Here is a 12455-nt window from a genome sequence, read left to right on the forward strand (position 1 = left end):
GACTACCCATGGCCGATCATTCGCCCGCCGAAGACGACTTTCCCGACCTGAACCCAGATCTGGTTGAGCGCCTTTCGGGAATGAACGAAGAAGAGGCTGCCCAGCGCACGTCTGCGCTGCGCGCCGGCCTGAGCGACTACGACCTCGAAGACGACGACCTCGAGGTTCTCGACTCTGCATCTGATGACCCCGATGCCGTCTACTATCTGCCTGCTCTGCCCGTTCTTGCGATCGTTGGTCGCCCGAACGTCGGCAAGTCAGCTCTCGTGAACCGCATCATCGGTCGTCGTGAAGCTGTTGTGGAAGACACCCCCGGTGTCACCCGCGACCGCGTCAACTACAAGGCCGAGTGGAACAACCGTCACTTCACCATCGTCGACACTGGCGGCTGGGAGCCCGACGCTAAGGGTATCGACGCTTCCGTTGCTGCTCAGGCTGAGATCGCTATCGACCTCGCCGACGCTGTGCTCTTTGTTGTGGATGCCACGGTTGGCCCCACCTCCACCGACGAGCACGTCGTGCGCATGCTTCGCGCCACCAAGAAGCCCGTTATTTTGGTCGCCAACAAGGTTGACGACATCCACCAGGAATCGGATGCCGCCTCGCTCTGGAGCCTCGGCCTCGGTCAGCCGTGGCCGTCATCCGCCGTTCACGGCCGTGGTGTTGCTGACCTGCTTGACCACGTGCTCACGGTTCTGCCGGAGATTTCGACAGTCGCCAAGGAAGAAGTGGGTGGCCCGCGCCGCGTTGCTATCCTCGGCCGCCCCAACGTCGGTAAGTCGAGCTTGCTCAACAAGACTGCCGGCGAAGAACGCGTTGTTGTTAACGACCTCGCTGGCACGACTCGCGACCCGGTCGATGAGCAGATTGAGCTCGGCGGCAAGTTCTGGCGCTTTGTTGACACCGCCGGCATCCGTCGTCGTGTTGCTTTGGCTCAGGGCGCTGACTTCTATGCAACCCTGCGCACCAGCGCTGCACTGGAAAAGGCTGAAGTTGCCGTTGTCATCTTCGATGTCAGCCAGCCGCTTAGCGTTCAAGACCTCAAGATCGTTGACCTTGTGCTCGAATCGGGCCGTGCGCTCGTTCTGGCTTTCAACAAGTGGGACCTTCTCGACGACGAACGTCGCGACATGCTTGAGCGTGAAATTGACCAGGACCTCGCGCACGTCGCGTGGGCCCCTCGAGTGAACATCTCGGCCAAGACCGGTCGTCACATGGAGAAGCTCGTTCCGGCTCTCGAACTGGCATTGGCGTCGTGGGATACCCGTATTCCGACCGGAAAGTTCAACGCGCTACTGGCCGAACTCACGCAGGAGCACCCTCACCCGCTTCGAGGTGGCAAGCAGCCGCGCATCCTCTTTGGTACGCAGGCATCGAGCCGCCCGCCAACGTTCGTGCTCTTCACGACCGGATTCTTGGACCCGCAATACCGTCGATTCATTACGCGTCGACTGCGCGAGATCTTCGGCTTCGATGGCAGCCCCATCCAGGTCAACATGCGTGTGCGTGAGAAGCGCAAGCGCAAGTAGGTTCTCGAAGTCACAGGCTTCGGCATAACGCCAAACGGCGAGCCATTCTCCTAGGAGAGTGACTCGCCGTTTGTGCGTTAACCGTCGGGCTGCGGCTGGGAAGTGCGGCCGGAGTGTGACCCCCGGAGTGTGACGCTCCGGGGGTGAGCGGATGCCGTGTGACGGTCCGCTCACACCGTGCGGTTAGTGAGCGACGGGAGCGTCGCTCGGAGTCATTTCTGATTCGGGACGCTTCACGAAGAACGTGGCGACGATCGCGAAGAGCGAGATGATGCCGCCGGCCATGAACGCGAGGCGCACACCACCAGCAAGCGCTGTGGCCTCTGGCGCGCCTTCAGCGGCAAGGGCGACCGACTGCACCGTGAGGAGCGCGATGAACAGCGCAGTGCCTGCAGCGCCGGCAAGTTGCTGCACGGTGCTGATGGTGGCGCTGCCGTGCGAGTACAGGTGTGGCTTGAGCGTGCCCAGTGCCGAGGTGAAGAGCGGCGTGAACATGAACGCGAGTCCGATGCTCATGGGTACGTGGATGGCGACGACCATGAACGGTGAGCTGGTTTCGGAGAGCAGCGTGAAGCTCCACAACGATGCGCTCACGAGTATCGAGCCGGGAATCATGAGGGGGCGCGGGCCGACTTTGTCGTAGAGGCGGCCAACGAAGGGGCTCAAGAACCCCATGACGAGGCTGCCGGGCAGTACGAGCAGTCCGCTCTGGATGGGTTCGAGCCCGAGAACGTTTTGCGTGAACATGGGCAGCAAGATGATGGTGCCGAACAGGGCGGCCATCATGACCATCATGAGGCCGATCGCGACGGCAAAGCCCGGAGCAGCGAAGGTGCGGAGGTCGAGAAGGGCACTATCCGTTTTCTGCAGCTTCAGTTGGCGGACGATGAACAACACGAGGCTAATTGCGCCGACGCTGATGGGGATGGCGGGGGCGATGAGAACAGAGTCTCCGGCGGCTGATTCTCCGAGGCTGGAGAGTCCGTAGATCAGGCCGGAGAAGGCGATGGCCGAGAGGATGACCGACAGCACATCGATCGATACCTTGCGGGGGTCGGTGACGTTCTTCACCTTCGTGATGCCGAGCAGGAGAGCGGTGACAGAGATGGGGATCATGACGATGAAGACCCAGCGCCAGTCGAAGACGGCCAAAACGAGGCCGGCGACAGTGGGCCCGACGGCAGGGGCCATCGACATGACGATGGAAACGTTGCCCATGGTCTTGCCACGAGTTGCGGCAGGAACCAGAGTCATCACGGTTGTCATCAGCAGGGGGAGCATCATGGCGGTACCGGAGGCTTGAATCACCCGTCCGACAATCAGCACGGCAAAGGTGGGCGCCATAGCCCCCAGCAGAGTGCCGATGGTGAAGAGAGACATTGCGGTGATAAAGATGCCACGCGTCGTGAAGCGTTGGATGAGGAATCCGGTAATCGGAATCACCACGGCCATCGTGAGCATGAACGACGTCGACAACCACTGAGCGGTGCTCGGCTCGATGTTGAGGTCTTCCATGATGCGGGGGATCGCCACGACGAGCGAGGTTTCGTTGAGGAACACCACGAAGGTGGCGGCGAGCATCAGGCCGATGACCAAACGGTTGCGGCCGCTGTTATCGACCGGGCTGGCTGGCCCGTCATCGTTGGGGTCAAAAAGAGGGATGCTGCCGGTGATCGGCGCCGTGCTGGTCATAGAAATCCTGTCGTGTGTGAAGCGGTAGGACGAAGCAGCAGCCGGGATTGAAAAGGGTGCACAGATCTCGCGTCATCTTTATTGTCGCTTGGTGCAACGACATCCGGCACTGAAATAGTCCACATTGCCTTTCGCCTGAGGCGAACACGACACCGTGCCAAGCCGCTATCGTTGAGGCACAACTTGTGACACGGGGTGCCCTGCGGGGCTGAGAACACACCCGTCGAACCTGATCTAGTTAGAACTAGCGAAGGGATGTCGTGCATGTCGCGTACGCCACCAAACTTTTTGATCGCCACTCAAGATGCGCTCGAGGCGGTGAGATCGACGTCGCCTCTCGTGCAGTGCATCACCAATAGCGTGGTGGTGGGCTTCACTGCCAATGCATTGCTGGCGGTTGGAGCAGCGCCGGCCATGGTAGATATCCCGGAAGAAGCCGGCATGTTCGCTGGCGTGGCATCCGGAGTGCTCATCAATCTCGGTACCTGTCGCGAAGAGCAGCGCGCTGCGGCTCTCGAGGCTGCACCGGCCGCCAATGCTGCCGGAACGCCCTGGGTGCTCGACCCGGTCGCCATAGGGGCTCTGCCGGTGCGCACACCACTCGCGTATCGCCTGCGTGACCTCGGGCCCTCCATCGTGCGGGGCAACGCCTCAGAGATTCTGGCGCTCGCCGAATTGGGCACGGGAGGTCGAGGCGTCGACAGCACGAGCAGTGTGGATGCCGCGCTCACTGCCGCCCAGATGCTTGCGCGGGTGACCGGCGGCGTCGTCGCGGTATCGGGAGCGACGGACGTGGTGACCGATGGCGTGAGTGTCGTGAAGCTGACGAACGGGCATCCGGTGCTGACGAAGGTAACGGGTGGTGGCTGTGCGCTTGGCGCGATCATGGCGGCGTTTGCGGCGGTGACTCCGGATGCGCTGACCGCTGCTGTGGCGGCAACGAGCGTGTACACGGTAGCGGCCGACCTCGCGGCTGAGCGCTCGGCACTGCCGGGCAGCTTCGCGGTCGCACTCCTCGACGCGCTGAGTGAAGTCTCGGTGGACGATATTGCAGAACGGGCGGTGATCGCATGAGCGGCTTCCGAGAGAGTTTCGACCTTTCCACTTACTTGGTGACAGATTCGGCTCAGGCGAAGGCTGCCGGGCATGACCTCGTTGATCTCGTGTACGAGGCTGTGGCCGGGGGAGTGACGATCGTGCAGCTGCGCGAGAAGGACCTGCCCGCCCGCGACTTCCTTGATCTGGTGCTGCGGGTGTCTACGGCGGTGGCACTGAAGGTGCCCGTGCTCGTCAATGACCGAGTCGATGTCTATCTCGCTGCGCGCGAGATGGGTGCTCGGGTTGCTGGGGTGCATGTCGGGCAGGGCGATCTGCCCGCAGCGTCGGTGCGGGCGCTCGTAGGCCCGGGGGCGATTGTGGGTCTGAGCGCATCGACTGACGACCAACTGTACGACGCCAGTGTGGGGTCGGCGGGTGTCGACTATGTCGGCATCGGGGCCTTGCATCCCACGACGACAAAGAAGGACGCTCCGGATGCTCTCGGGCACGATCGCATGGCTGAGCTCATTGCGGCGAGTAAGCGACCGACCGTGGCGATCGGTGGGGTGGGGCCGGATGACCTCGCGCTGCTGCGTGCGGGCGGTGCAGACGGTGCTGCAGTGGTGTCTGCCATCTGTGGTGCGGCTGATCCGCGAGAGGCGGCTCGCGCGCTCGCCGCAGCGTGGGCTGGCGTACCAGCGGCCGAAGACGAAGGAGAAGACGCATGAGCGGGGCACGGAGCGGGCTACGGGACCAGACACGGAGCGAAAGCGGTAGCGGTCTGCGGGTTCCTCGCGTTCTGAGCATTGCTGGCAGCGATCCTTCGGGTGGTGCGGGTATCCAGGCCGATCTGAAGTCGATCGCAGCCAACGGTGGCTACGGGATGGCGGCCATCACGGCTCTGACGGCTCAGAACACGCAGGGGGTGCGCGGAGTGCATGTGCCGCCCGCTGAGTTCTTGCGCGAGCAACTGGATGCCGTGAGCGACGATGTGGCAATCGATGCCGTGAAGATCGGCATGCTCGGCACCGTCGAGGTTGTCGGTGTCGTGCGGGCGTGGCTTGAGACTGTGCGGCCTCCGTTGATCGTGCTCGACCCCGTGATGGTCGCCACGAGTGGCGACCGACTGCTGGATGCCGAAGCCGAGCAGGCGCTGCGCGACCTGGTGCGGGTGTGTGACCTTGTCACGCCGAATATTCCTGAGCTCGCGATCATCGCCGCAGAACCCGCCGCTGAGACGTGGCCTGAGGTGCTGGAGCAGGCGGCGCGAGTCTCTGCCTCCTACGGGGTGCGCGTACTCGCTAAGGGCGGCCACTTGAGCGGGGCCGAGGCTCCGGATGCGCTGGTGGATGCCCGTTCCGGGAACGCAGCTATCGTGACCGAGTTTGCTGGCATCCGTATAGAGACCAGCAACACCCACGGAACCGGCTGTTCGCTGTCGAGTGCGCTCGCGACCCGGATTGCGGCCGGCGGTGAGTGGGCTGCCGCTGTGGGGGAGTCGAAGCGGTGGTTGAGCGAGAGCATCCGTGCCGGTGCGGCGTTGCAGGTGGGGAGCGGGCGTGGCCCGATTAGTCACTTTGCGGGGTTGTGGGAGCGCGGCGGCCTAGAGACGGCGTTGACCGCTGCTGAGGTGCGCGAGCAGTGGTGGGCGGAGATCGCTTCTGTGCGCGCGCAGATCGACGATGGTTACTTTGTGCGGGCGCTGGGGGATGGTTCCCTCGAGCGGGCTGATTTCGTCTGGTACCTGGCTCAGGATGCGCTTTACCTGCGCGATTACGCGCGGGCGCTCGCCGAAGCTGCCCGGCTGGCACCCACGGCGGCGGAACAAGCGTTCTGGGCATCAAGTGCCGAGGGTTGCATCGTGACGGAACTGCAGTTGCACGAGTCGTGGTCGGTGGCCGGTGAGCTGTTCGCGGCTTCGCCCAGTGCGATCACGACGGGGTACCTGAATCATCTGCTGGCGACGGCAGCCCGTGGTGACTACGCGGTCCTTGCCGCAGCCCTGTTGCCGTGCTTCTGGGTCTACCACGACGTCGGGTCGCGACTGCACCCGCTGGCGCACCCTGAGCACCCCTACGCCGACTGGCTGACCACGTATGCCGATGACGCATTCACGGATGCCACAGAGCAGGCCATCACGATAGTGACGGCGCTCGCCGCAGACGCGACCCCTCCGGTTCGGGATGCAATGCTCACCGCTTTCGTAGCGTCGACGGAGCATGAACGCGAGTTCTTCGCCGCAGCACACGGCATCTCGTCTCACTGATTTGGCCGGAGTTGCCGTTTTGGCGCAAAACTGAACATCGGCGCTCAGATTTCGCGGTAAGCTAGTCGAGTTGTCGCGGGCTGTAGCGCAGCTTGGTAGCGCACCTGACTGGGGGTCAGGGGGTCGCAGGTTCAAATCCTGTCAGCCCGACAATGTGCCCCGGACTTTTCACGAAGTCCGGGGCTTTTTCTATGCCCAAGCACCTTCGGATTGTGGCCTCGCGCTTAGTTCGAGCACGAAAATGGTTTATCCCAGACGCGGTCTGGCTAACATGAGACATCAGGTGAGCGAAGCTTACTAATCCCATGTTGGAGGCGGTCCAAGGTGAAAACGAAAATCAAGGTTGGGGACGTCTTTATCGTCCCTACTGGCGATGGTCGTGCGGGGGTGGGGCAAGTGGTGGGAGTGTATGGAAAGAGTGACTACTATTTCGCGATCTTTGACACCATTGTCCCGCTGGAAGTTGCGGACGAGAGAGCAATAGAGGCGCTCAAATTGCCGTTGCTTTTCCTTGGGCTGTCGTTGGATGCCAAAATCTATTTTGGAGATTGGCCCGTCGTAGCGCACGCGGAAGTGGACCCGTCGATCTTGCTTCCTGCATACAAAGTCTCTATGGGAACCATAGATAATATTCACGTAATTGACTACACGGGCACTCGGAGTCGTCCGGCCACTGAGGCCGAAGTTGACCTCTTGGAGTTCCGGTCGACCGTCTCTCCTGTGCGATTCGAGCGGGCTTTGCGAGCTTATTTAGGTTTGGAACCGTGGTTAGAGCTGTTCGACAAGCTGAAGCCCAATGAGCTGACTACGACCGCGGCACTCTTCGACTGAGTGGCTGCGGTGGTTGGCCCACAGGAATCGTCTCGTGCAGAATCACGATTGAACCAAGGTGTTAGAACATGACCATTTTTGAACGGCCCCATCCTGCTTTTCTTTCGACGACTCGTGCCGGAATGTGTGCAGTGTGGGAGCCATCGCGTTTCACCCATGTGACTGACGCAGAAACGTGGGCAGTTGCGTTCGATAACGATGAATCGATCATAAGCATGATCAAAGAGGGTGCTTTTGTTCCTCTGAACGTGGGCGGGAGCTCAACTTTTAAGATTGATGTTCGTTCCGGAACACTCACCGAAAGAGAACAGCGGCTACGAGCCGTGACATCGGAGCCGTATCTGTTGAAGACCGAGGGACTGATACAGGCGGGTGCCCTAGAAGAAATTGGTTCCTACATGGGGGGTGCGACTGAAATTTCTGTGGGCAAGGGGAGTTATTCAGTCACTGCCCACCTCATCGACTGGGACGCGGAGTTGGGCGCGAGAGATGCATCTGGGGAGGCATCCCCGGATGCGCTGCCGGATTTCATTGTGCAACTTGCCCTGATCGAGCCCGGTAGTTCACCTGTGTTCCGGACTGAAGTGCTTACCTTTCCGACCCCGCCGCCGCCCGCAGTGAAAGAGATCATCGTCGGGGATGTGTTCATCGTCCCTACGGGTGACGGTCGTGCTGGCGTCGGGCAAGTGGTGGGGCTATACGGAAAGAGCTCTTATTATTTCGCGATCTTTGACGCTGTGTTGCCTCTCGAAGTTGCGGCCGAGAGAGTAACGGACGCGCTTAAATCGCCAGTGCTCTTTCTCGCGTTGTCTCTGGACGCCAAAATCTATGTCGGGCACTGGACGGTAGTGACGCGGACGGCTGTGCATGCTGCGGTGCGTCTCCCCGCCTACAAAGTAGGTGTCGGGGGTCCCCCAAACATGCACGTAGAGGACTACTCGGGGACTCGTAGGCGTATAGCCACTCGCGCTGAAATCAACTTCCTGCAATACCGGAGCACAGTGGCGCCAGTCAGATTGGAGATGGCTCTACGAGCGCATTTGGGCTTGGAGCCCTGGCATCAAGAGTTTGAGGAGCTCAAGCCCGATTGGGTAGTAACTACCGCTGCGTTTTTCGACTAACCGCGAGCGTTGTGAGAGGAAAAATGAAGTGAGCTTTGTGCGATTGGCCACCGTGGCGCCGGACCTTGTGGAAGAGATATCCCAGCGTGACGGCTCCGAGCTGAGTGCTCTATCGAACGCTGTCGTGGCTTGGGCGATCGGGCAGGTGGAGATAGAGGACCCACGCCTCGCCGTAGCGCTCTCCGCGCTGAAGGAGCGGCGCGTGAGTGATCGAGTTCATGACGAACTCTGGGAGCTTGTGGAAGAACTGGACGAGTTGGCCTGGGATCTTCAGGAGTCAGAAGCGGGTGATGAAACCCTTGTGGGATACGCCCACGCGTTTGCCCGAGCGCGTGCAGCGAACGCGCTCTGGTATTCCCTCTTTATCCCGGCATCCTCTGAAACGGTCGCTGACTGCATGTACGAAGCACAAGCAGTCGCGGGTGACGTGAACGGTCTGCGAAACGTCGTTCGTCAAGTCTTGGCCAACACTTACCCAACACTTTGACTCGGGATTGCTCTTAAATCCTCAGTAAGCGGCAGATGTAGTTTCGCTTACGGGCGTATGGAAGCCCTTATGTTTCCGGGGTTTCCGGCACTGTTCGGTAACTGACGGACTCCACGATTCTGAGACAGGGGGTCGCAGGTTCAAATCCTGTCAGCCCGACAATATGGAAAAGGGACTGTCCATCTGGACGGTCCTTTTTTCGCATCCACAAGGCGAAGAGGTGAGTTCTTCTCCACATCACCGCTACGATTCCCTCATGTCAACTAACACGCCCGAGTGGTTCGGTTCAGCAGCGCGCAACACCGCGCATCAGCCGATCGTGCAAGTGTTCTTCATGCTCGTGTATTTGATCTGGTGGATCTTCGCTGCTCCCGTTGCCGGGACGCTCATTTTCGTCGTGGGGGTCGCCTATGCCGCGGTCGTCGTGTTTCTCTCAGTCCGCAACATCCGGCACGCCGCCAACTTTCCCAATGTGCCCACCGCTGAAGGTGCGCTTATCGGAAAGCGCATGGGAATCCTTTCGGGAATCTCTTATGGCACGCTGTGGATCGTAGCGATCGTGCTCGCGTTGCTCGGTGAGTGGCGTCTAGTGTTTCCCGCTGTGGCGCTCATCATCGGAGCCCATTTCTTCCCGTTAGCGTTCATCTTCCGACGTCGCATCGATTTTCTTCTCGCGCCAATCGCGGTCGTGTTCGCAGTGATCGGGTTTCTGGTTGCTGCGCGCCCAGAGATTTCGTGGGCCTTTGTATATGCGATCTCCGGAATCGGCGGTGCGGTCGCCACGGCGGCATACGCCGTGTACTTGCTCTTCACTTACCGCAACCTCTGTCGCGAAGCAGGCGTCGCGCGAGAGAAACTGAGTTGACGCTTGTGCGACTAAACACTGTTGCTCCAGACCTCACGGCGGAGATCTCCACGCTTGGCGACGTTTCGCTCCGTGATGTATCTCGTGCCGCCGCTACTTGGGTTCTGAGCCAGGTCGATATTGACGATGTTCGTCCCCGAGTAGCTAACGCTCTCTGGTTCGCCCTCGCAACCCCTGCATCGGCCGAAACGGTCGCTGAGTGTCTATACGAAGCCTAGGCAGCCACTGGCGACGTGGACGGTTCGCGAGCTGTCATCCTTCAGCCCAAGGGATGATCGTGGCACTGTTACCGGTGCCCGACCGCCCATCAGCGGGAGGGTGCTTCTGCTAACAGAAGCAGCCGCGCCGTTGAGCGGGTTTTAGTCCTTGCGCTTGCCGGCGGCCTTGTCTTTCTTGTCAGCGCGCTTCTCCTTGAGAGACTTGCTGGCTACAGTCTTGCCGGATGATCTCTTGGGTGATTTATGTGTTGTCGCAAGCTACTGAAATACCCCGAACTCACGGATTGTGGGTTTGGCTAACCTGGCGTCCCTGGCCGCGGTCCTCACCCCGCATCCACGTGCTCGTTCACACCAAAGGCCTCATCGACTTCGCCGAGCTCGTCGAACTCATACTCCCACTCGTGCTCTCGGGCACCAGTTGCGGGGATTACACGTACGGCATCGGTAGGCAAGGACCGGGCACGATTGTCGAGGAAGAAGGCGTTCTTGCGGGGGTCGAGGCCCGAGATGTCGCCCACAAACTGCCAGTTTTTTCGCCGTGCAAACGTGTGGGTGTACTCCAACCACTGCTGCAGCGTCGGCTCCGCGCCGCCATGATTCTGCCTGTAGTACACCCGCGTCGAAGCGAACTCGCTCGCGAGTCCGATGCCGGGGTTAGGCAAATTGCCCTGAAGCGTGCGCTGCGCGAGTTGACGTGCGGACAGCTTGACGGCGGACCACGGCTGCCGCTGCACGTCGAGGTGACGCTGCAACTGGCCTCTGGGGATGTTGGTCCCCGGGTAGACGCCACCGGTGCGCACAAAGTGACTGCTCGGCCGGTTGTAGTGTCGTTCGGCTGCGCGCCGGTTGCGCAGCTCTGGCTGCAGCGTCGTGGAATACGCCCTAATAAAGCGGGTGAATGTCGGATAAACCGTGTGCGTGAATAGCGCGAAGCGGTTGAACATCGCCCACAGCACGGCGGCGTTGTCGGCGTTGTCAGCGCCGCCGGCCTCGTGCACCAGCAACTTGGCAGACCAGATGAGGTCATCCGCAGAGAAGGGGTACGTGAAGGTGCCCCGTGGCGTCGTGCACTCGAGGGTACCGAGTGTGATTCCCGCGAGGTTAGCGCTCGTCGACGCAGACCCAGCCGCTCCCGAGGAGGTCGTGCTCGACGCGGATCCCGCCCCTGCCCCGGCGGCGCCTGCGCCCGCAGCAGCACTTGCGGCCGGTGACCCGAGAGCCGTCCACGTGATGGGACCAACGACGCCGTCGGTACTCAGCCCTCGCGCCGCCTGGAACGCCTTGACCCTCGCCTGCGTTCCCGCGCCAAAGATGCCGTCGCTGGCTGTAGCGAATCCCGCCGCCGAGAGGGCGATCTGAAGCTGCCGCACAGCACTGCCGCGAGCGCCGCGCCTCAATGTCGGGCGCACTGGTCCTGGCGTGGGCGGAGTGGGGGCCGAACGGGGTGCTGGCGACGGCCCCGAGGCTGTGGTGCCGAGCGTCGCGAGCAGGTAGGTCGTGGGGTCGAGCAATCCCACAGGTGCTGCCTGACCGTGCGTCCACCGCTTGTTGCGCGTGGTTCCTCGGGTATACATCTCGAAGTGGAGCATGTGCCCGCCGCCAGGGTTTCGCCCAATGAGGCCGATGGTTTGCCCCGCTGTCACGGTGTCTCCGACCTTGAGCCCGTGACGGGTGAGGGAGTCGGGCGAGACCTCTCCGTAGTTGATGACCACTTGTGGGTGTTCCACGAGCAGTGCCCACGTGGTCTTGGTTTGTCCGCAGCAGAACCCGTAGAACGCGACGATACGGCCGTCTTCACACGCCACAACCTCGTCGCCGATTTCGGCGTTGAGATCGACGGCGCAGTGCCTCCGCGTGAATGGACCCCGTGCGGGTCGACCTGCAGAGAAGCGGCGCCCCGCGTTTCTTCCCACGCCTGTGCCGTCGCTCGCCTTGTAGTTCACCTCGGTGGGCTGGGCGTGGGTAGAGCGCACGGGGAAGTGGGCGCCAGTAGAGGGGACCGGAGCGTGGGGCGCGCCGACCTGGGCTGGCGCAGGGGCAGATGCCTGATCCTCAAAGCTCGCTTCCCATTCATCCTCTTCGTCGACCTCGCACTCCTGTTCGGACTCGAAGTCGCCCTCGGCCTGCAGCGACTCGCTTGGCTCCCGCTGCCACCCGTCGCCTGCTTCACGTGCACCCTCGTCGAAGAACTCGCTTGTCACCCACTCGTCCTCGGAAGTCTCCCAACCGTCTTCCTCCGCGGTGGCATCCCCACCCACCGGTTCAGCTATGGATGGCCCCTCGTCGTCGGCGAAGTCCTCCCGGGCGGCGGACGACTCCCACTCGCTCAGCGCGGCGCCGTCTGCATCGACGTCCGACACCTCCCCAAACGGCGACGCCGGGGCGGCGAAGTAATCTGCGGTCGACAT

At 61.7% G+C, this 12455-nt stretch carries 11 protein-coding genes, 1 tRNA gene and 1 riboswitch; of the genes, 10 read left to right on the forward strand and 2 right to left on the reverse strand.

The genetic code is table 11. The features are described from left to right. Nucleotides 1-8 precede the first annotated feature (8 nt). The gene (gene der, locus I6E56_RS00085; RefSeq protein WP_197135331.1) at nucleotides 9-1529 is read left to right on the forward strand and encodes a ribosome biogenesis GTPase Der; all 1521 of its coding nucleotides are present in this window, start codon (nucleotides 9-11) and stop codon (nucleotides 1527-1529) included. Nucleotides 1530-1712: 183 nt separating this feature from the next. Here der and I6E56_RS00090 read toward each other — a convergent pair whose 3' ends face one another. Continuing rightward, the gene (locus I6E56_RS00090; RefSeq protein WP_197135332.1) at nucleotides 1713-3221 is read right to left on the reverse strand and encodes an MDR family MFS transporter; all 1509 of its coding nucleotides are present in this window, start codon (nucleotides 3219-3221) and stop codon (nucleotides 1713-1715) included. Nucleotides 3222-3402: 181 nt separating this feature from the next. Next, nucleotides 3403-3494: riboswitch (TPP riboswitch) on the forward strand. Between I6E56_RS00090 and thiM the strand changes: the two genes are divergently transcribed. The 9 genes from thiM to I6E56_RS00135 all read left to right on the forward strand — a co-directional run bounded on the left by thiM (nucleotide 3486) and on the right by I6E56_RS00135 (nucleotide 10047). After that, nucleotides 3486-4295 carry a hydroxyethylthiazole kinase gene (gene thiM / locus I6E56_RS00095; RefSeq protein ID WP_197135333.1) on the forward strand — a complete coding sequence of 270 codons (810 nt, stop codon included), beginning with the start codon at nucleotides 3486-3488 and terminating at the stop codon, nucleotides 4293-4295. Its footprint overlaps the riboswitch before it by 9 nt. Further along, entirely contained in the window at nucleotides 4292-4987 is a 696-nt protein-coding gene (gene thiE / locus I6E56_RS00100; protein ID WP_197135334.1) for a thiamine phosphate synthase, read from the forward strand. The genes thiM and thiE overlap by 4 nt, the downstream gene beginning before the upstream one ends. Then, on the forward strand, nucleotides 4984-6525 hold the full coding sequence (locus I6E56_RS00105) for a bifunctional hydroxymethylpyrimidine kinase/phosphomethylpyrimidine kinase (protein WP_197135335.1): 1542 nt from the start codon (nucleotides 4984-4986) through the stop codon (nucleotides 6523-6525). Before thiE ends, I6E56_RS00105 begins: the two co-directional genes overlap by 4 nt. A gap of 76 nt (nucleotides 6526-6601) precedes the next feature. Next, nucleotides 6602-6675, forward strand: a tRNA-Pro gene (locus I6E56_RS00110). A 174-nt stretch (nucleotides 6676-6849) separates the two neighbouring features. Continuing rightward, entirely contained in the window at nucleotides 6850-7356 is a 507-nt protein-coding gene (locus tag I6E56_RS00115; protein ID WP_197135336.1) for an Imm26 family immunity protein, read from the forward strand. A gap of 68 nt (nucleotides 7357-7424) precedes the next feature. Next, a complete protein-coding gene (locus tag I6E56_RS00120) occupies nucleotides 7425-8477 on the forward strand; it encodes a hypothetical protein (protein WP_197135337.1) in 1053 nt (350 codons plus the stop codon). A 202-nt stretch (nucleotides 8478-8679) separates the two neighbouring features. Then, complete coding sequence (locus tag I6E56_RS00125) at nucleotides 8680-8964, forward strand: hypothetical protein (protein WP_197135338.1); 285 nt, start codon at nucleotides 8680-8682, stop codon at nucleotides 8962-8964. Between the two features lie 256 nt (nucleotides 8965-9220). Next, the gene (locus tag I6E56_RS00130) at nucleotides 9221-9829 is read left to right on the forward strand and encodes a hypothetical protein (protein WP_197135339.1); all 609 of its coding nucleotides are present in this window, start codon (nucleotides 9221-9223) and stop codon (nucleotides 9827-9829) included. Nucleotides 9830-9834: 5 nt separating this feature from the next. Further along, on the forward strand, nucleotides 9835-10047 hold the full coding sequence (locus I6E56_RS00135; RefSeq protein WP_197105419.1) for a hypothetical protein: 213 nt from the start codon (nucleotides 9835-9837) through the stop codon (nucleotides 10045-10047). Between the two features lie 323 nt (nucleotides 10048-10370). On the opposite strand, the gene I6E56_RS00140 is transcribed toward I6E56_RS00135, so the two are convergent. Continuing rightward, nucleotides 10371-12455 (reverse strand): peptidoglycan-binding protein, encoded by a 2085-nt coding sequence (locus I6E56_RS00140; protein WP_197135340.1) that lies wholly within the window; start codon nucleotides 12453-12455, stop codon nucleotides 10371-10373.

It is taken from the genome of Salinibacterium sp. NK8237 (genome assembly GCF_015864955.1).
GTDB lineage: Bacteria > Actinomycetota > Actinomycetes > Actinomycetales > Microbacteriaceae > Rhodoglobus.